The organism is Wolbachia endosymbiont (group B) of Camptogramma bilineatum (genome assembly GCF_947251825.1).
Classification (GTDB): domain Bacteria; phylum Pseudomonadota; class Alphaproteobacteria; order Rickettsiales; family Anaplasmataceae; genus Wolbachia.
Genome location: NZ_OX366391.1, coordinates 1504478 through 1523100 on the forward strand (window position 1 = coordinate 1504478; position 18623 = coordinate 1523100).

The following is an 18623-nucleotide window of genomic DNA, read 5'->3' on the forward strand; positions in this document are numbered from 1 at the left end:
TTATATGGTAATTAGCTTAACTAGTGGTTAATATGCAAATTGATTTTATTTGTATGTTGAGGTAGCATAAACCATACTGTTTTACATCATTGTGCAACTTTATAAATTTTTATTGCTATTTCTGTTGACTACATTAATAGTGATAGTCCTAATATTACCTAAAAATTTAGGTACTACACTGAATTGCTCTCATCCAGTTCTAAATTTTGATTTATCTTTTCGTATCGTACTAATATCTTTTTTATCAGTTGCATTTTTAGCTGTTCTACCAACACAAAATTTGACTTTTTCAGAGATGCTATCTTTTTTTGCTTATACTACCTGCTCACTCTGTGCAATTTTATCCAAGCAGATAATGTTGGTTATAATATTCTTTGAATTAATGACCATCAGTGCATTTTTTATTATCGCAGCTAGCTGTAGAGATAGTGGATCTGCAATAAGGTACGCTTGTGTACACTTTTTGGTTGGAGTTATATTGACAGCAGGATTGGCACTTCAAAGCACTAACCTGATAATTTTGGGTTTATTGATAAACTGCGCTTGTTTTCCTTTTTCGTTTTGGGTTGTTGATGCATATCCTGCTGCATCACTACATGGCACTACATATCTCTCTTTATTTACCACTAAAGTCTCTTTTTTAGTGATGCTTTTACACACTTACACCCTATGGCAAGATTGTACTGAAATATTAGCACTTGTAGGCGCCATCACTGTAATTTACAGCATTATATTTGCTTCTCTTGAGCAAAATATTCGTAGATTTCTATGCTATAATGTTGTAGGACAAATGGGCTTGCTGATTATTGCAGGAGGTTTACTCAGCCCTTCGGAAAAGGCAATACCAATTTTGATGCTACACATAATTTTCTCTCTTGTTTATCAATCATTATTGTTTGTGGTTAGCAATGCGATTATTTCGCGGACAAAAACAATTAGTTTTAATGGAGTGGGTAAATTGATGTCAGTCGAAGGCATGTGTGCTATAATTGCGATATTCACAGTGGCTGCATTTCCTGGAACCGTTGGATTTATTAGCAAATCATACATTACAGCCGAGATTGAAGCAAGTGGTGCTAATTTAGAAGTGTATAAAAATTTATACAAGATTCTAAATTTACTGCTTTATTTAAGCGTGGGGCTCAAGTTTTTCTATTACATATTTATCGCTAAAAGCAAGTCCAAACCTTCAGAAGGGAAAGAAGGTAGAATAACAATGATTATTTTAGCATTCATATGTATAATTGCTGGCAACCCTTACTTGCCTATTTACAATAACCTTTCGATTTTCGATTTTGTGTACAACACAAAAAATATTTTGTCGCAATTTAATTTGTTATTATGTACCACTTTATTGTTTATTCCTTTACGCAAGTTATTTTACCCAAGAATAAATTTTAAAATGGATATTGATTGGATTTTTAGAGCTTTCGTACCCTATATTGTCTTGCTGTTCAATCAATTGGTCTTTAAAGTGAGAGAAATGTCTGCCAACGTACTGCAAAACTTGACTAATTCACTTACTAATTTATACTTTAATAATATTACTAAACTTAAAGAAGTGATAAGTTATAACTCAGTAAGTTTTGTTTCAGCTTCTTCTCTCTTTTTAATGAGTATTCTACTAATGCTATTATGTTTAAATCGTTAACTGAAAGTTTAAATTCTGTATTTAGTAAACTGAGAGGAAAGTCGATCATTTCTGAAAATGATTTTAATCTTGCCATGCGTGAAATACGTATAGCTTTAATTGAAGCTGACGTTTCACTTGAAGTTGCAAAAAAATTCATCAACGACATTAAAGATAAAGTGATTGGGGAAAAAGTCATAAAAAGTGTTTCTCCAGCACAAATGATAATTAAAATTGTGCAGGATAATTTAGTTGCAGTTCTCGGATCAGAGAAAAGTGACTTAAATCTAGCAGTTAAACCCCCTGCTGTGATTATGATGGTGGGCTTACAAGGTGCAGGTAAAACAACTACCTCAGGAAAGCTTGCTTTAAAGCTAAAAAAGCAAAAGAAAAAAGTGATGCTTGCCTCTTTAGACATTTATAGGCCGGCTGCCCAGAAACAACTTGAGGTGCTGGGTAAACAGATAGACGTACAAACTTTATCTATAGTAATAAATGAGGAGCCTATTGCAATTACAAAAAGGGCACTGGCAGCAGCAAAGAACGATAATTATGATGTATTAATACTAGACACCGCAGGCAGGCTTCATATTGACAATAATATGATGAATGAGTTGAAAGCCGTAAAGGAAATAGCTTCACCTGCAGAAGTTATTTTAGTAGCCGACGCAATGATAGGCCAGGATGCGGTCAACATTGCCAAATCATTCAATGAGGTAATAGGTGTAACCGGCATTATTCTCACCCGTGTTGATGGTGATGCACGTGGTGGTGCTGCTCTTTCTATGAAAATGATCACCGATTGTCCAATTAAATTTATTGCTTGTGGTGAAAAATTAAGTGACCTCGATGATTTTTATCCCGATAGAATTGCAAAAAGGATACTTAGCATGGGTGATGTTGTATCATTGGTTGAAAAAGCTGCTGAGATTGTTGGTCAGGAAGAAATTGATAAGTTACAAAAGAAAGTAAAAAAGGGTAAATTCGACCTAAACGACCTAGTGGGAATGTTAAAAACTCTGAGTAAAATGGATGGCATTAGCAACATAATGAAATTCATCCCTAGTTCATTCACAAAAAAGCTAAGTAGCAGTGTGCCAGACGACAATAAAGTGAAAAAATATATAGCCATCATAAACTCAATGACCGAAAAAGAAAGGCAAAATCCAGATATTTTAAATGGCAAAAGAAGACTTAGAATTTCTAAGGGGTCCGGAACAAGTGTAACTGACGTTAATCTTCTAATTAAGCAGTACAATCAAATGAGCTCTATGGTGAATAAATTCAGTAAAGTTGATCATAATAAACTCAAAGAATCTGATTTAATGGATATGCTGAGCAGAAAATAAATCAGCAGGTAGTAGAATGAAATAAAATCATCAGTTGTAATTGCTGTTGAGTAGTGAAGTAACAAATTCAATAAATTTCCGCAGTTGGAATTGGCATAATAATAAAAGTTGATATAAGTTACTTTAGCTATATTTAATGCGTTGTTTTATAGCTAACACACCATACCACCGTGGCACTACACTAGTAACAGAACGACAATTGTCAGTAGCTCAAGTTAGGGTAGATATGGCATTCACAATATCGTTTGTAAACCTATAGCTATATATAATGAATGAATTTTTTTATATATTCGTTATTAGTATTTTGTATTTCTTGGACAGTTCCGTGGTAGATAATATTCCCTTCGTATAATACTGCTATTTTATCAGCTATTTTAAATACACTATGAATATCATGTGTAATCGTGATAATTGTAGGGTTAAAGTCTTTAGATAATTTTATTATTATCTCGTTTACCATATCTGACATAATTGGGTCCAATCCTGAAGTTGGCTCATCCAATACAATAATTTCTGGATTGTGCGCAATCGCCCTTGCAAGTGCTACTCTTTTTTTCATTCCGCCTGATAGCTCGATTGGAAACATATCTGCTATGCTTTCCTCCAGTCCAACATCATTTAACTTCTCGATTGCTAGCTGTTTTGCCTCCTTTTCGCTGATATTAAAGCGCTTTTTATAATTAAAAGATATATTTTCCCACACTGTAACGTAGTCAAATAAAGCAGAATTTTGAAATAAGACTCCAAATTTATTTTTGCTTTCACTATTTATTTTAATAGACCCTGAGTCTGGTTTTAGCAATCCAATGATTATTTTTGTTAATACAGATTTACCACTTCCTGAGCCGCCAAGTATGACTAATGATTCCCCCTTCGATATATTAAAACTTATGTTGTTTAATATCGTTCTATCATCAAAAGACAAGCTTAGGTTCAATATTGATATTATGGGGCTATACATGTATCAAAGTAATCAAGTAGTTTGCTAAAATGATCAATATGGACGAAAAAACAACAGTTGATGTTGTAGCAACACCTACTCCTCGTGCACCTTCTCTACAATGGTAACCGTAATAACAACTTGAAACAGAAATTATAGCGCCAAAAGCAGTCGCTTTCATTAGCCCAACAACAAAATCGTTTATATTAAAGAATTGAGCTGTATATTTTATGTATATATTTAAATTGTGGTTAAATTCAAAGACTGCGGTGACATACCCTCCAAATATTCCTATTAGATCTGCACATACTGTAAGTATTGGAAATACTATAACTGACGCTAGAATTCTTGGTGCAATTAAATATTTGAAAGGATTGATGTCCAAAGTTGTAAGTGCATCTATTTGTTCAGTGATGCGCATCGTGCCAATTTCTGCTGCAATTGAGGACCCAACCTTTCCTACCATTATTAAGCTAATCAAAACTGGCCCTAACTCTTTAATGATAGTGATCGTAACAAGCTTAGGTACTACTTGTTCTTGATTAATCAATAGACCACTTAAGCTACTTTGTAAAACTATCACCGCTCCTATAAAAACTCCAGTGAGCCCAACAATTGGTAAAGAGAAAAAGCCTATCTCTATAATTTGTTTTGCTACATTGCTAAAATAATATGGTGGCACAAAGCAGTGGTATAGAGATTGAATAAAAAACACAAATGCGTTACCAAGCCTCAACAGAAAGTTGATAAAGCACCTACCGATTATTCTAACACTGTTTACATCAAAGGAACTCACTTTGCATTTATCTTAGCTAAAAATTAGTTTTACTGATTTTATTAAAATTTTTATTAACTCTATCGCAGAGTATAGTCAAGATATATCTTAAGTTCAATATACTTTGATCAAAATGCTTGAGTTTAAGTTTATAAGACTGAATTGTATAAGAAAACCTTACTTATTTCGCTATTTACTTCTTGTAAAAAACATGCTACTAATAAATTGTGTTATATAATTGAATTGGAGTAAGTTTTGGCAGTTCCGAAGAGAAAAAAGTCAAAGTCAAGGCGTAATATGCATCGTTCTCATCATGCTATTAAACCTAAGAATATTGTGGTATGTGCAACAACTGGAGAATTCATGTTGCCTCATAACATAGCAGTTGACAATAGTTACAAAGGAAAACGTGTTTTCATTAAACAAAAGGCGGAGTAACTCATGATATGTTACCCACGGTCAACAACAACATAGTTATCGCACTTGATGCTATGGGAGGGGATTTTGCACCTCTTTCCGTAATTCAGGGTGCTAGTTTTTTCTTGGATAATCTTGTTGATCCAGGTGTTGAAGTTTTTTTTCATATTTATGGAGATCAGAAAGAAATATCTCCTTTGCTTTCAAAATACAAAAAAGTAATCGATAACTCCGAATTTACCCATTGCTCTGATAATGTTCTTCCAAATGATAAACCCTCTTTTGCACTGAAACATCGCAAAGATTCAAGTATGAAGGCAGCTGTTGAAGCAGTGAAAAAAGGTAAAGCTTTTGGAATGGTGTCTTCAGGCAACACTGGAGCATTGATGGCTATCTCCAGATTTATTTTAGGAACATTACCCAATATCTATCGTCCTGCTATTGCATCTGTCTGTCCAACTAAGACAAAAAGCTTTGCATTGCTTGATCTTGGTGCAAATGTTGACTGTAATACTGACTCATTATTTCAATTTGCATTAATGGGGAGTATATTTGCAAAAATAGCATTAAAAGTTGAAAATCCTGAAGTCGCTTTGCTAAACATTGGTACAGAAGAAGTGAAAGGTACTGACTCAGTAAGAGGAGCTTTTGAGTTACTCAAAAATGCTCCAAGTATTAACTTCAAAGGATATATAGAGGCAAGTGAATTTTTAGATGGTAATATAGACGTAATTGTTGCTGATGGTTTTGTTGGTAATGTAATGCTCAAGACAGCTGAGGCAACTGCTGGTACTTTTATCAGTCTAATAAAACAGGAAGTATTTAATTCATGGATGACAAAAATGCTTGTCGGCATATTGTTGAAACCCAAGCTAAATAAAGCATTAGAGCGTTTTAATCCTAAAATTAGAAGTGGAGCTATGTTTTTAGGGCTAAATGGTATCATTATAAAGAGCCACGGAAATTCTGATGCTATTTCTTTTGCTCACGCTATAAAATTTGCAGTAAATGCAATCAGTGAAAATTTAAACCAGAAGATAATTAACGGGGTAAGTCATATTGAATAAAAGTTTCATATTGAGCACTGGTTCTTACCTACCAAAAAAAATTTTGAGTAATAACGAAATTGCATCGATAGTTGAAACAAACGATGAATGGATAAGGCAAAGAACAGGAATAGTTCAAAGACATATAGCAGATGAAGGAGAACTAACGTCAGATTTAGCTGTTAATGCAGCGAAAAATGCTATAGAAAAAGCGAAAATTTCAATAGATGAAATTGGTTTGATCATAGTTGCAACAACAACACCTGACAAAACTTTTCCTAGCTGTGCAACGATTATACAAAGTAAATTAAAGTGTAAAAACGCATTTGCTTTTGATGTACAGGCAGCATGCTCTGGTTTTATATATGCAGTTACAGTTGCTGATTCACTTATAAAGTCTAACGATAGAATTAAATACGCGCTTGTTATTGGTGCTGAAATAATGTCTAGGATTGTTGATTGGGAAGATAGGTCAACTTGTGTACTCTTTGGTGATGGTGCTGGTGCAGTGATAATGAAATCAGAAATGAGTAGCAGTAGCATTATATCAACAAACTTACACTCTGATGGCAATGTGGACTTATTATGTACAAACGGAGGAATATCCTCTACTCGTGATTCTGGAAAGATACTTATGAATGGAAGAGAAGTGTTTAAACATGCAGTAGAGAAATTAACAGCCTCAGTAGAGGAAACTCTAAAATGCAATAGTTTAAAGATTACTGATATTGACTGGTTAATTCCCCATCAAGCAAACATTCGCATTATTGAAGCAGTAGTAAAGAAATTAGATTTTCCTATAGAAAAAGTAATTAATACAGTTGATAAGCATGCAAACACCTCAGCAGCGTCAATTCCACTAGCCTTAGACTATGCAGTACAAGAATCAAAAATAAAGTCAGGAAATCTGATATTGCTGATTTCAATAGGTGCAGGTTTAGCCTGGGGTTCTGTGTTACTGCGCTATTAGACTTCCTATTACCCACGCTTCTTTTTTCTCAGTTTTATCGTTACATGCTGTACTGACAAAGTTTTGAGATATTATCACAAACATTATATTCACAAGAAATACTTGACTTCACGTGTACTAAGAAGCATTTTATATATGATGTGTGCCCGTAGCTCAGTTGGATAGAGCAACAGCCTTCTAAGCTGTGGGTCGTAGGTTCGAATCCTACCGGGCACATTCTTCTATCAATGCTTTCTATAAATTTTCAAGTATTCTGGTACCACATTTTCAATTGCTAGTGGTCTAATTTTCATTGTTTCGAGATCATCTGACTTTTCGATTGAACTACTCATCATAACTTTCACCTGATCTCGAGTAAGTATAGGGCTTGCATCTCCAGTTATAGGTTTTAACAGCACAGAAACAACTTTACTTTCTAAGAAAAAGGCTATCAATCTTGCCATTGGAAAAGGTACATTGATCAGTAGACACTTTCTGTTAGTCACATTCAGAATAAACTTTAATAAGCTTTTAAAAGAGTAAACTTTTGATCCACCTATATTATAAATTTTTTTATCTTGCTTATTAAAGCTGATAATACGGTATACCACTTCAGCTAAGTTTGTTACACATATCGGCTGAAACTTCGTTATTCCACTACCGATCAACGGCAAAAAAGGAAGAATTGTTGCTAATCTTGCAAATTTATTAAAGAAATTATCTTCTTTACCAAATACAAGACTGGGCTTAATTATCATTGCTCCTTGAAACGCCGAAGCTACAGCTTTCTCACCTTTCAATTTACTTTGGGCATATTTTGATAACTTATCATTTTCTATTCCCATGGCAGAAAAATGTATCATCATGGATACATTTTTTATTTGCGCAGCTTTTGCTATTCTTTCAGCTATTCCAACATGAACTGTATAGAAATCGTATTTTCTTTTTTCATATAATATTCCTACTAAGTTTATAACAACATCACACCCCTCCATACTTTCTAAAATTGATTTTTCATTAAAAAAATCTCCTTCAAGGATTGATATTTGCCCTAAGTTGCCACATAACTTTAGACAAGCAGCTTTTTCCTGATCACGAGTAAATATTCTTATTAAATACCCCGCCGCTGCCAAGCGTCTTACGATGTGTTTTCCTATAAATCCCGTTCCACCAAAAATAACTATACGTTTTATCACAGTTAAAACTTCCAATAACTTAACTTTAAATTAATACAATAGTTTTATTTAATATTCTATTGTGAATTCCTGCACTATAAGGTCCATTCTCATTCCATGAGAACCTTTAACTAAAATTACATCATTACCTTGAACAATATTAGCTAAATTACTTTTCAATTGGTTAGAATCATCGAAATGCATGCCTTTTATATTCTCCGGTAAAAGTTTATTCAATTCTAACATAAATTTACCAACTGTATGAACTTTATTCACATTTTGTTCTACTATAGAGTCAAGCAATTCTGTATGAAATACTATGCTTTCATTACCAAGTTCTAACATATCGCCGAGTAGTGCCACTTTTCTTAAATTAGAATATGTACCTAAAGTTCTTATTGCAGCCTTCATTGAAGTAGGGTTAGCATTATAGGAGTCGTTAATCAAATGTACTAATTTTCCATTGTATTTAGCTTGATGAACATTACCTCTACCTTCTGTTACAGTAAAATTCTCAAGTGCTAGTGGTAATTTCGATAAATCAAGTCCTAGACTTTGCACAACTGCTGTCACAACTAATGCAGAGTATGTAAAATGCTCACCCCGCAAACGTAAATTACAGTTTATAATTTGACCGTTGTGCGGTTTAATTTTTAAATTTATACCGCTATCGTTTCTTATTAGGTCTAACAAACAAACAGTAGCACTTTCATTCTTACCAAAGCTCACTACATTTCTGTCAGCATTTGATAAAAGATAATCATAATGTTTATTATCCTTGTTCAAAACCAAAGTACCATTATTTTTCATACCACATAGGACTTCTAACTTCGCTTGCGCAATATCAAGTAGAGATGAAAAATTTTCAACATGCGCAGGTTCGATGTTGGTAATAACTGCAATATCCGGATTGCTAATCTTCGATAGCTCTTTTATCTCACCAGCTCTATTCATTCCCATTTCAAGGATTAAGTACTGGCAGTTTTTGGGGACTTTTAGAATAGTAAAAGGTAATCCTATATTATTATTCAAGTTATCTTTGTTTGCATAAGACGCTCCATATTGCGATAGAACAGTGTGCAGCATGTCCTTTGTAGTCGTTTTCCCGACACTACCTGTAATTGTAATAACTTTAGCATTAACAAGAACATTTCTAATGTAATATGATGCCATGTTATGCAAAGCTTTTAGAGTGTCTTGCACAATAATTAGAGGAAAATTTCTATATTTATCTTCGCTTACTACCGCAGCAACAGCTCCTTTTAAAAATGCTTCATGTAGAAAATCATGCCCATCAAATTTCTTTCCCTTGAGAGCAATAAATAAATCACCTTTTTTTATGCTTCTTGTATCCGTTGAAATATTTGAGCTATATAACGAATTACAAACACCCTCCCCTCTTCCGCCAGTAGCATCGATAATATTATTTGCGTTCCATTTTAACATAATTTATCTTTAAAGGTAATTTGAACAAGAAAAGCAGCAAAAATACTACATACTTTGGTAATGTACAAATAATGATTGCTATCTCTATAATTTCATCTTATAATAGATATACAAGCTTAAATATTTTCGTCTATAATTGGGTGTATCTTACTATCTGATTGTAGAAAGTGACTTGGAGGTATGTATGGCAAAAGATGAGTCAAATAAAAAGTCTATTTTGGCTAAGATAAAAGGCGTGTTTTTTCTTGTGCCTAAAGCACTTATTTATCCTATAAAGAAACCGTTTGCTTCAATTGATGAAATGAAGCATGATGCTAAAGTTTCATTAAAAAAGGCTGTGAGTGATGTAACTAAAGAAGAAGAGAAATATGACCCACCTATAAAAACCACAGAAGCTAGTAAGTACCTTGGCATACAAATAACAAAACAAGAAAAAGGTAAGGTAAGTTTTTTAGCGTCAAGAACTTTAACGGGGGATATACCTTACTTGAGTCCAGAGAAATTAGATAAAATAAGGAAAGATCTGCCAAATATAACTATTTTTAGAGAAGAAAACAAAATTGTAATTGAAGTTGATGTTGAGAAGATTATCCAAGAAATAAAAGATAAAAATCCAGGTATAGACGAAAAAGTAATGAAAAAGTACGCTCTTGAAGGAATTTATAATAAAATTGATTATGATCTCAAAAATTTGGCAAAAATTACTGGTGGAGAGTTTAAAGTTCACACAGACCGAAAGTTGCTGTATGATATTGCAGAAAAGTTGTATAGTGGATACGATAGTAAAAAGCAACAGTCACAAGAAGTTATAAGGTCTATAGGTAAAGAAAAGTCATCAGAGAAAACTTTAAATAATTGGCAAAAAGCTATTAAACAAGATTTTGAAAGTTGCGAAAGCATAAGAGGTAGGGGGAAATAAATTATGGAGAGTGTTATGAAAGAAGTTAAAATAGAGGAAAGGTATCATAGCCTAACTGTTCCTGGAGATATGTATCATTTACAACCAGAAGTTATTGCTGCAAGAAGGGCAAAAAGAATAGAAACGTTTTCAAAAAGACACCAAATGGACTATGGGTCAGTTTTGCGTGGACAAGATATACAGCTAAAAGACGTTTCAAGTCTTGAAGATGCTTCTAGCGAAGCAGCAATAAGCCCACCTTCTACACCAAATCATAAGCAAAATAGAAGAGGACCAGGAATTTAATAAAGTATGGGTAGTACAGCTTATGATGACACTAATATTTTTGCTAAGATATTAAGAGGTGAGTTGTCTTATGAGGAAATACATAAAAATGAAAATGTGCTAGCTTTTCGTGATAAGTATCCTGATGCACCAGTTCATATTCTAGTTATACCAAAAGCTCAATACGTTTCATACGATGATTTTGTTCTGAAAGCTTCCGAAGAGGAAATAGTAAGTTTTTTTAAAACTGTTAGAGAAATAGCACATAAATATAACTTAGAAAAAACAGGATATAGATTAGTTACTAATCACGGTAAAGATGGAGAGCAAGTTATACCGCACTTTCACATACATATTTTAGGTGGTAAAAGATTAGGAAAGCATGTAAATTCATAGTGTTATATGTTTTTTAAATGAGTGAATATTTAACCATATTAATTTTTATCTGTGTATCAATTGTAGTATCCTTTACTTTAGGTGTATTACCTATGTTTCTTGCAGTCAGTAACCCAGATGGTGAAAAGCTTTCTACATATGAGTGTGGCTTTAATCCTTTATCAAGAGCCAGAAAAAGTTTCGACATAAAATTTTACTTAGTTGCAATATTGTTCATAATATTCGATTTAGAAATTGCTTTTCTTTTCCCTTGGGCCGTTTCTTTATCTAAAATAAGCTATTGCGGATTTTGGTCTATGATGATATTCCTTGCAATACTTACTATAGGCTTTATTTATGAGTGGTGTAAAGGTGCGTTGGAATGGAAGTAAATTTATCTAATGGCGACTGGAATCGTTACAAAAAAGAAGGTTTTCTTATCACTAAATTTGGCGATTTAATAGATTATATAATGAACTGGGCAAGGTCTGGTTCATTATGGCCAATGACATTTGGTCTTGCATGTTGCGCAGTAGAGATGATGCACACTGCATCCAGTCGTTATGATCTTGATAGATATGGCATAATCTTTCGTGCAAGCCCAAGGCAAGCAGATGTTATGATTGTTGCTGGCACGTTAACTAATAAAATGGCAGCAGCATTGCGTAAAGTTTATGATCAAATGGCAGATCCCAAATACGTCGTTTCTATGGGAAGTTGTGCAAATGGCGGTGGCTATTATCATTATTCTTACTCAGTAGTCCGTGGTTGCGATAGAATTGTGCCAGTTGATGTGTATGTTCCTGGATGCCCTCCAACTGCTGAGGCGTTGCTATATGGAATGCTATGTCTACAAAATAAAATAAAACGAACTAAAAATATATAGCATGGATAAAACTGAAAAATACATACAAAAAAAGACTAAATGTGAATGTATTCAGAAAAATGATGGCACTATTGTAATATATTCAGCTTTGAATGACATTGAAAATCACTTACTCTTTCTACGTGATGATGAAAAGTGTAGGCTTGAATTATTAGTTGACGTTTTTGGAGTTGATTACCCAGATAGAGAAAAACGTTTCGAGCTAATATACAATTTGCTCAGCGTTGTACACAATATCAGAGTGCACATAAAGCTTCAGTTATGTGAAGGTGATATACCTCTAAGTGTAGCAAAGATATTTAACGCAGCTTCGTGGTTTGAGCGTGAAGTATTTGATATGTATGGAATAGAGTTTTCTGATCACCCAGATTTACGTAGGATTTTAACGGATTATGGATTCAAAGGTCATCCAATGTTAAAAGATTTTCCTCTCACTGGCTACGAGGAAGTAAGATACGATATAGAGGCAAAAAAGGTTGTATATAATACTATAGACTTACCACAAGATTTTCGTATGTTTGACAGCTTATCCCCTTGGGAAGGTAGTAAAGCCACAAAAGTAAATATAAAGGAGTAGAAAATGACAGCACAAAGAAAAAAAATATCTTTGATTGGTGCAGGAAATATCGGTGGGACTCTTGCCCATATGATTGCACTAAGAGAGCTAGGAGATGTTATTTTGCTTGATGTCAGCGATGGAATACCACAAGGTAAAGCGCTTGACATTACAGAATCATCTCCTATTGATCGATCTAATGTCAATATTACTGGTACAAATAGGTATGAAGATATAAAAAACTCTGACGCAATTATAATAACTGCTGGCATTGCCAGAAAACCTGGAATGAGCAGAGATGACCTTCTGCAAACTAATGCTGCAGTAATGAAAGAGGTTGGGGAAAATATTAAAAAACATTCTCCAAACGCATTTGTAATAGTGGTTACCAATCCTTTAGATGCTATGGTTTCAGTAGTATACAAATCTTCAAGCCTGCCAACTAATATGATTATTGGTATGGCAGGAGTGCTTGACTCTGCTCGTTTTCGTTATTTTCTTGCAAGTGAGTTAAATATTTCTGTCGAAGATGTATCTGCTTTTGTGCTTGGAGGACATGGTGACACTATGGTACCACTAATCAATTATGCTTCAATTGCTGGCATTCCACTTACCCAAATCATTGAGATGGGTTTGATTACGCGAGGAAAAGTTGATGAAATAGTTGAGCGCACTCGTAATGGTGGAAAAGAAATAGTTGATCTACTTAAATCTGGATCTGCATACTATGCTCCTGCATCTTCAGCCATAAGCATGCTAGAATCATACTTAAAAGATAAAAGGCGTATATTACCATGCGCTGCTTATCTTAATGGTGAATATAATGTGAAAGACTTATTCATTGGTGTTCCTACTATTATTGGCAAAAATGGAGTTGAGAAAATTCTAGAAGTTAAAATGAACGATAGTGAACAAGAGATGTTTTATAAATCTGTAAGTGCAGTAAAAGAGCTCTGTCAGCTAAATTAATTGTCCTATATAATTTCTTTGAGCTCAAGTTTTGTAAACAGCCTAAAAAAATTATTTGTAGTTATTTTTGCTACTTGTTCCGGCGATTCATTCCATAATTCTGCTAAACAATTCACAACATATTTCACCATTGCCGGTTCATTTTTTCTTCCTCTGTAAGGCTCAGGAGATAGATAAGGTGCATCAGTTTCAACTAAAACACGCTCACGTGGCACATTTTGTGCAATTTCTCTTAGTAAGTTCGCATTTTTAAAAGTAATAATTCCAGAAAATGAAATGTATAATCCCAAGTCCATAGCCTTATAAGCAAGCTCTTTAGAAGAAGCAAAGCAATGCATTACTCCACTAAAAGCGTCCTTCTTCATTTCTGAATTTAACATATCAATCATCTCACTATCAGCATTTCTAGTGTGAATAACTAAAGGTAATCCTGTTACTTTTGCCGCTTCTATATGTGATGCAAAACCTTTTTCTTGATTGCTTTTGTTATCAGATTTATAAAAATCTAATCCGGTTTCACCGATACTAATTACCTTTTTGCCCTTAGTAAATTCAATCAATTCATCAGCATTTATACACTCACCTTTTTCCACATTAGTATCAAGCGGATGTATACCAACGGAGCAGTAGACTTGATCATAGGATGAAGAGATTTTTAATAATTTAGGGATATCATTAATGCTTATACATATGTTATGCAAAATTCTCACACCATTTTGCTCTGCTCTTGAAATTACCTTTGGTATTTCATCATCAGAAAAATAAATTAGATGACAATGAGAATCAACTATCATAAATAGATCCTTTTATGATAGAAGAAAACTCTTCTATCACTTTTTTATAAACTTCTTTTTTGAACGGTATGGCACTGGCTACCAAATCATCCACATTTTGCCAACGCCACTCTTTGAACTCTGGATGATCAGTATAGTTAATATTAATATCCTTATCCTTCCCACAAAATTTCATTAAGAACCACCTTTGCTTTTGGCCAGAATATCTCCCATTCCAGCATATCGGTATAACTTCCTCGGGTAAGTTGTAATATATCCACTCTTTATTTTGAGCCACAACTTCTGCTTCATCAGTACCAACTTCCTCCAATAGCTCACGTAGCGCTGCCTGCTCTAGTTCTTCACCTTCATCAACTCCTCCTTGTGGCATCTGCCAATAAGAGTCACTATCAAAGCGTTTTCCAATAAAAACATTTCCCTGTTTGTTAAATAGCATTATGCCAACACAAGGGCGATACTCTTTCTCCTGGCTAACCACAAATATTCTCTGTTGCTAAATTATCTATCATAGAAGTTCCAACTACTTTTTTACTATTCATTTTTTCAACATTTTTTTTTTTTGCAACTTCTTTTGCGCTTAAGTTTGAGTTATCAATTTCAAGTGAACCTTGAGGCACAAATAGTTTCTTTCCTTTAATTCTTCTCATAGCAAAATCTGAATCAGTAATTTTTCTCTCCTGCTCTCTTTCCTTTAATTGAACGCGCTTTACTAGTTCTCACTATTACAATATAACACCACAGGGAGAATCTCCACGTTCATTTTTTTACTTAAATTCACCACTGAGTTATATACTTTTTGATCATAGGAATCACCTTTTATCAATTCGTTTGTAAATATATAATGCTTTGATTCTATATGGTATTTTTCCAATATTGCTAACATATTCTCTCTAATCACAAAAATTTCTTCCCATATTTCACTTGTAACCTCAGCGTTTCTGAAATCAATCATATCAAATATAATATTATTAAACAGGTTATTGTCTACTATCACCCCATCAATAATATTACACAGCTCTTTTGCAATCGTAAGTTTGCCACTACCCGGAAATCCGATTAAGTAAATGATCATACCATCAGAAAACTATCATATATTACAAATATATGTATTATAAACGTTACACTAGAAACATATCAAAAATAGTTCATATTCAGAAATTTTGAGTGTATCATTACAGATAAATTATATAATTTAGAATAATGAATGGTGATACAGAATCAATAAAAAATACAATTGTAGATGTAATAGATCAAAACAAAGGTCAAGATATAGTTACTTTTGATGTACAGAATAAAACTGTCATTGCAAAATATATGATCATTGCATCCGGTGATTCGAGCCGCCATGTAAAAGCATTAGCTGAGCACGTGATGAAAAATCTCAAGCAATATGATAAAATAGATGTAGAAGGTATGGATGAAGGTAACTGGGTGATTGTGAATTTTCAAGGTATAATGGTTCACCTATTCAGGCCAGAAGTAAGAGAATATTATAAGATAGAAGAGTTATGGAATTGATTATCCAGGTAGCTGGTATACACTTGCTCAAATGTTGTAATTTTGAAGGCAACCCTTATGAAGTTGGTGGTGTCATTCCAGTGCTTGACACTGGAATCTAGAAAACTTAATCATAAACGAGCACACTATACAACATTTTTGATAAAATTTCATAATAAACTGGATTCCAGCGTCAAGCACTGGAATGACGCCATCGTTAACAACACCGTTTACACACAAAATAACATATTATGAAACATAAATCCGAGTTTTTAAACTTCATTCAAGAAAGAGGATACCTATATCAATGTACAAACATTGATAGGTTAGACCAGCTATTATCACAAGATAATTATATAATTGCATACATTGGGTTTGATTGTACGGCACCAAGTTTGCATATTGGCAGTCTCATTCAAATCATGATGCTCCGTCACCTACAAAAATTCGGTTATAAGCCAATAATTCTACTTGGAGGTGGCACAACAAAAATTGGTGACCCATCTGGTAAAGACAAAGCAAGAAGCGTCTTGCCGATAGAAGATATCAATCAAAATATACTTGGTATAAAGAAAACCCTCGAGAAGATGATATCTTTCGATTATGGAAAAACTGGTGCAATCATAGTAAACAACGCAGATTGGTTAGATAACATAAAATATATAGACTTTTTGCGTGATATAGGGACACATTTTTCTGTAAATCGCATGTTAGGCTTTGATAGTGTGAAAATTAGGCTAGATAGGGAGCAAAATCTAAGCTTTCTCGAGTTTAATTACATGTTGTTACAAGCCTATGATTTTGTCGAGTTGAATAAAAAGTATGGCTGTCGTCTCCAGATTGGAGGGTCAGACCAATGGGGAAATATAGTAAACGGAATTGAACTTGGCAAAAAGTTAAATTTACCTGAGCTGTTTGGTCTTACCACACCTCTTTTATTAAACGCACAAGGAAAAAAGATGGGCAAAACTGAAAGTGGAGCAGTATGGCTTGATGGTAGCATGCTAAAGCCCTATGACTACTGGCAATATTTTCGCAATGTTGATGATCAAGATGTTGGTCGTTTTTTGAGACTTTTCACTGATTTATCAATTGATGAAATTAAAAAACTAGAGTCCTTGAAGGATCAAGAAACAAACGAAGCAAAAAAGGTCTTGGCAACAGAAGTGACAAAAATATGTCACGGTTGTAAAGAAGCGAAACTTGCACGATCTGCTGCAATCTCTGCTTTTAAAAATGAAGACAGTTCATTGCTTTCTGGTTACACTATCACAAGAGAACAAGTTGCAAATGGCATACTCCTGATAGACTTGCTTCATGACACCGGTTTTGAACCTTCAAAAGGCGCGGCAAAGCGTTTAATACAGGGCAATGGATGCAAAGTTAATGATAATACTATAAATGATGTTAACTATATAATAAATTCTGAGAGCTTCAAAGATCAGTCATTCATAAAATTGTCTGCAGGAAAGAAACGCCATATTAAAATTTTAGTGAGTGAAGTAAGAAAGTAAATTTGTCTCTGTTCAGCAGAATAGCAAAATAAGGTAGCCAAGAAAAGATAATTATAGGAACAAATGGATATCATTGAAGCAGCTGACACTGTGGCAGAATCGCTAGGCAACCCTACTATCGCTAGCAGTTTCTTGCTGTCGATTTGCTAAGATTGGTTTATCAACTTGAGTATCAGGCTTTGACAATTTATATATAGCATTGCCAACTATTAGTGCTGTTGCTGTAATTGCAACTACTGCTATAACTATAGGTATTAACTCAGCTGTAATTGCTCCGGCTGTAAAAAGTGCTATAGATATAGCAGTACCTAATAATGCAGTTACTCCACCGGGGCTTTGTTGCATCACTATCTATGAAAGGCTAACTATACAAGCAGCTTATTGAAAATCTTATTTTTTGCAATCAATCTGATCAAATTTAAGAATAGTAATTTATTGTTTGTACTAGTAAATTTAATTCTACTTAAAATAGCCAAAGCATTGAAATTCTTGAATTCTAGCTAGATTAGTGAATGATAGTAAAACTTCTTTTACTTAAATTTAGATATTTACTGACTGTCCTTACTATAAATGCTAGAATAATAAGCTATTGATATTCTACATTTTATCTTTTATTCATCGTAGATAGCGATGCAACAAAACCCAATAGCGTTAACTTAAGGAAAGATGTTAAGGAGTAAAATACTGTGAAAAATAGGACCTTTGGTTTCTATTTTATTTCAATAAAGAAGATATCAGTAAAGCTTATTTATTAAGGTGTCACATAGAGGAGTGCTATAAACGACTCAAAGTAGAAGTAGAATTAGAGAATTTTTCTGAGATAAATTTAGAGATAAGAATTTTGTGCAAACTTGGTCATGTGCAATACTTCATATGTGTGATGCACAAGAGCCTTGGAACCCAGATCAAATTGCTGAGTATCGTTTAAATTTTTCAGTTTTATTTGGTGTAATGAGACAGAAACTTTATCAGGTGCTTATTAGCACCAAAAAACTTTCAAGCCCTTTTTAAAATACGCACTAAAGTTAACGTGAAGATTGTATAGCCGCAATAAAGTAGATAAGCCTAAACGTCATAATGTCTTTAGGAGAGCTTGCTAATTTATTCTCTTAAGTTAACGCC

At 33.8% G+C, this 18623-nt stretch carries 20 protein-coding genes, 1 tRNA gene and 3 pseudogenes; 16 read left to right on the forward strand and 8 right to left on the reverse strand.

The features are described from left to right. The first annotated feature begins 91 nt into the window (after positions 1-91). On the forward strand, positions 92-1651 hold the full coding sequence (locus tag OPR44_RS07665; protein WP_265014858.1) for a proton-conducting transporter transmembrane domain-containing protein: 1560 nt from the start codon (positions 92-94) through the stop codon (positions 1649-1651). Next, on the forward strand, positions 1636-2979 hold the full coding sequence (ffh, locus tag OPR44_RS07670) for a signal recognition particle protein (RefSeq protein ID WP_264377620.1): 1344 nt from the start codon (positions 1636-1638) through the stop codon (positions 2977-2979). Before OPR44_RS07665 ends, ffh begins: the two co-directional genes overlap by 16 nt. A gap of 259 nt (positions 2980-3238) precedes the next feature. On the opposite strand, the gene OPR44_RS07675 is transcribed toward ffh, so the two are convergent. After that, the gene (locus tag OPR44_RS07675) at positions 3239-3940 is read right to left on the reverse strand and encodes an ABC transporter ATP-binding protein (RefSeq protein ID WP_265014859.1); all 702 of its coding nucleotides are present in this window, start codon (positions 3938-3940) and stop codon (positions 3239-3241) included. Continuing rightward, on the reverse strand, positions 3933-4715 hold the full coding sequence (locus tag OPR44_RS07680; RefSeq protein WP_029237671.1) for an MlaE family ABC transporter permease: 783 nt from the start codon (positions 4713-4715) through the stop codon (positions 3933-3935). The genes OPR44_RS07675 and OPR44_RS07680 overlap by 8 nt, the downstream gene beginning before the upstream one ends. 234 nt (positions 4716-4949) lie before the next feature. Between OPR44_RS07680 and rpmF the strand changes: the two genes are divergently transcribed. From rpmF to OPR44_RS07700, 4 genes are all read left to right on the forward strand, one after another. Beyond that, on the forward strand, positions 4950-5132 hold the full coding sequence (gene rpmF / locus OPR44_RS07685) for a 50S ribosomal protein L32 (RefSeq protein WP_006014434.1): 183 nt from the start codon (positions 4950-4952) through the stop codon (positions 5130-5132). Positions 5133-5140: 8 nt separating this feature from the next. After that, entirely contained in the window at positions 5141-6178 is a 1038-nt protein-coding gene (gene plsX / locus OPR44_RS07690; RefSeq protein WP_010405337.1) for a phosphate acyltransferase PlsX, read from the forward strand. Beyond that, positions 6171-7127 carry a beta-ketoacyl-ACP synthase III gene (locus tag OPR44_RS07695; protein WP_264377619.1) on the forward strand — a complete coding sequence of 319 codons (957 nt, stop codon included), beginning with the start codon at positions 6171-6173 and terminating at the stop codon, positions 7125-7127. The genes plsX and OPR44_RS07695 overlap by 8 nt, the downstream gene beginning before the upstream one ends. Positions 7128-7269: 142 nt before the next feature. Next, positions 7270-7343 (forward strand) — tRNA-Arg (locus OPR44_RS07700). An 8-nt stretch (positions 7344-7351) separates the two neighbouring features. Here OPR44_RS07700 and OPR44_RS07705 read toward each other — a convergent pair. Further along, positions 7352-8317 carry a complex I NDUFA9 subunit family protein gene (locus OPR44_RS07705; RefSeq protein ID WP_064085471.1) on the reverse strand — a complete coding sequence of 322 codons (966 nt, stop codon included), beginning with the start codon at positions 8315-8317 and terminating at the stop codon, positions 7352-7354. A 33-nt stretch (positions 8318-8350) separates the two neighbouring features. Then, positions 8351-9727, reverse strand: coding sequence for a UDP-N-acetylmuramoyl-tripeptide--D-alanyl-D-alanine ligase (locus OPR44_RS07710; protein ID WP_264377618.1), 1377 nt, complete (start codon positions 9725-9727; stop codon positions 8351-8353). 184 nt (positions 9728-9911) lie between these two features. Between OPR44_RS07710 and OPR44_RS07715 the strand changes: the two genes are divergently transcribed. The 7 genes from OPR44_RS07715 to mdh are packed head-to-tail and all read left to right on the forward strand — an operon-like array spanning position 9912 to position 13696. Further along, the gene (locus tag OPR44_RS07715; protein ID WP_264377617.1) at positions 9912-10646 is read left to right on the forward strand and encodes a hypothetical protein; all 735 of its coding nucleotides are present in this window, start codon (positions 9912-9914) and stop codon (positions 10644-10646) included. A 3-nt stretch (positions 10647-10649) separates the two neighbouring features. Beyond that, positions 10650-10931, forward strand: coding sequence for a hypothetical protein (locus OPR44_RS07720; protein ID WP_010403548.1), 282 nt, complete (start codon positions 10650-10652; stop codon positions 10929-10931). A 6-nt stretch (positions 10932-10937) separates the two neighbouring features. Further along, positions 10938-11306: an HIT domain-containing protein gene (locus tag OPR44_RS07725; RefSeq protein ID WP_006014413.1), complete on the forward strand. Its 369-nt coding sequence runs from the start codon at positions 10938-10940 to the stop codon at positions 11304-11306. Positions 11307-11323: 17 nt separating this feature from the next. Continuing rightward, a complete protein-coding gene (locus OPR44_RS07730) occupies positions 11324-11677 on the forward strand; it encodes an NADH-quinone oxidoreductase subunit A (protein ID WP_006014410.1) in 354 nt (117 codons plus the stop codon). Further along, positions 11668-12171, forward strand: a complete 504-nt coding sequence (locus OPR44_RS07735; RefSeq protein WP_264330817.1) for a NuoB/complex I 20 kDa subunit family protein — start codon at positions 11668-11670, stop codon at positions 12169-12171. Before OPR44_RS07730 ends, OPR44_RS07735 begins: the two co-directional genes overlap by 10 nt. A gap of 1 nt (position 12172) precedes the next feature. Beyond that, positions 12173-12748 (forward strand): NADH-quinone oxidoreductase subunit C, encoded by a 576-nt coding sequence (locus tag OPR44_RS07740; protein ID WP_265014860.1) that lies wholly within the window; start codon positions 12173-12175, stop codon positions 12746-12748. A 3-nt stretch (positions 12749-12751) separates the two neighbouring features. After that, positions 12752-13696: a malate dehydrogenase gene (gene mdh, locus OPR44_RS07745; protein WP_265014861.1), complete on the forward strand. Its 945-nt coding sequence runs from the start codon at positions 12752-12754 to the stop codon at positions 13694-13696. 5 nt (positions 13697-13701) lie between these two features. Here the strand turns inward: mdh and OPR44_RS07750 are convergent, their stop codons facing one another. From OPR44_RS07750 to OPR44_RS08695, 3 genes and pseudogenes are all read right to left on the reverse strand, one after another. Further along, positions 13702-14490: a TatD family hydrolase gene (locus OPR44_RS07750; RefSeq protein ID WP_265014862.1), complete on the reverse strand. Its 789-nt coding sequence runs from the start codon at positions 14488-14490 to the stop codon at positions 13702-13704. Next, complete coding sequence (locus OPR44_RS07755) at positions 14480-14968, reverse strand: RNA pyrophosphohydrolase (protein ID WP_265014863.1); 489 nt, start codon at positions 14966-14968, stop codon at positions 14480-14482. Before OPR44_RS07755 ends, OPR44_RS07750 begins: the two co-directional genes overlap by 11 nt. Then, positions 14961-15562: pseudogene (locus OPR44_RS08695) on the reverse strand (AAA family ATPase). The gene OPR44_RS07755 and the pseudogene OPR44_RS08695 overlap by 8 nt, the downstream one beginning before the upstream one ends. Before the next feature lie 128 nt (positions 15563-15690). On the opposite strand from OPR44_RS08695, the gene rsfS reads away from it, so the two are divergent. Both rsfS and tyrS read left to right on the forward strand, forming a co-directional pair. After that, positions 15691-16008 (forward strand): ribosome silencing factor, encoded by a 318-nt coding sequence (rsfS, locus tag OPR44_RS07770; protein WP_007302263.1) that lies wholly within the window; start codon positions 15691-15693, stop codon positions 16006-16008. A gap of 230 nt (positions 16009-16238) precedes the next feature. Then, entirely contained in the window at positions 16239-17501 is a 1263-nt protein-coding gene (gene tyrS, locus OPR44_RS07775; RefSeq protein ID WP_265014866.1) for a tyrosine--tRNA ligase, read from the forward strand. A 102-nt stretch (positions 17502-17603) separates the two neighbouring features. Here the strand turns inward: tyrS and OPR44_RS07780 are convergent. Then, positions 17604-17831: pseudogene (locus tag OPR44_RS07780) on the reverse strand (ankyrin repeat domain-containing protein); the annotation flags it as partial. Between the two features lie 388 nt (positions 17832-18219). Between OPR44_RS07780 and OPR44_RS07785 the strand changes: the two are divergent. Next, positions 18220-18601 (forward strand): annotated as a pseudogene (locus OPR44_RS07785) (IS4-like element ISWosp8 family transposase); the annotation flags it as partial. Between the last annotated feature and the right edge of the window lie 22 nt (positions 18602-18623).

What these genes read in the sequence shown, in the direction of transcription:
- ffh (WP_264377620.1), top strand. Translation starts at nt 1,636, where the DNA reads ATGTTTAAATCGTTAACTGAAAGTTTAAATTCTGTATTTAGTAAACTG.
- OPR44_RS07675 (WP_265014859.1), bottom strand. Translation starts at nt 3,940, where the DNA reads ATGTATAGCCCCATAATATCAATATTGAACCTAAGCTTGTCTTTTGAT.
- plsX (WP_010405337.1), top strand. Translation starts at nt 5,141, where the DNA reads ATGTTACCCACGGTCAACAACAACATAGTTATCGCACTTGATGCTATG.
- OPR44_RS07710 (WP_264377618.1), bottom strand. Translation starts at nt 9,727, where the DNA reads ATGTTAAAATGGAACGCAAATAATATTATCGATGCTACTGGCGGAAGA.
- OPR44_RS07715 (WP_264377617.1), top strand. Translation starts at nt 9,912, where the DNA reads ATGGCAAAAGATGAGTCAAATAAAAAGTCTATTTTGGCTAAGATAAAA.
- OPR44_RS07720 (WP_010403548.1), top strand. Translation starts at nt 10,650, where the DNA reads ATGGAGAGTGTTATGAAAGAAGTTAAAATAGAGGAAAGGTATCATAGC.
- OPR44_RS07725 (WP_006014413.1), top strand. Translation starts at nt 10,938, where the DNA reads ATGGGTAGTACAGCTTATGATGACACTAATATTTTTGCTAAGATATTA.
- OPR44_RS07730 (WP_006014410.1), top strand. Translation starts at nt 11,324, where the DNA reads ATGAGTGAATATTTAACCATATTAATTTTTATCTGTGTATCAATTGTA.
- OPR44_RS07735 (WP_264330817.1), top strand. Translation starts at nt 11,668, where the DNA reads ATGGAAGTAAATTTATCTAATGGCGACTGGAATCGTTACAAAAAAGAA.
- OPR44_RS07740 (WP_265014860.1), top strand. Translation starts at nt 12,173, where the DNA reads ATGGATAAAACTGAAAAATACATACAAAAAAAGACTAAATGTGAATGT.
- mdh (WP_265014861.1), top strand. Translation starts at nt 12,752, where the DNA reads ATGACAGCACAAAGAAAAAAAATATCTTTGATTGGTGCAGGAAATATC.
- OPR44_RS07750 (WP_265014862.1), bottom strand. Translation starts at nt 14,490, where the DNA reads ATGATAGTTGATTCTCATTGTCATCTAATTTATTTTTCTGATGATGAA.
- rsfS (WP_007302263.1), top strand. Translation starts at nt 15,691, where the DNA reads ATGAATGGTGATACAGAATCAATAAAAAATACAATTGTAGATGTAATA.
- tyrS (WP_265014866.1), top strand. Translation starts at nt 16,239, where the DNA reads ATGAAACATAAATCCGAGTTTTTAAACTTCATTCAAGAAAGAGGATAC.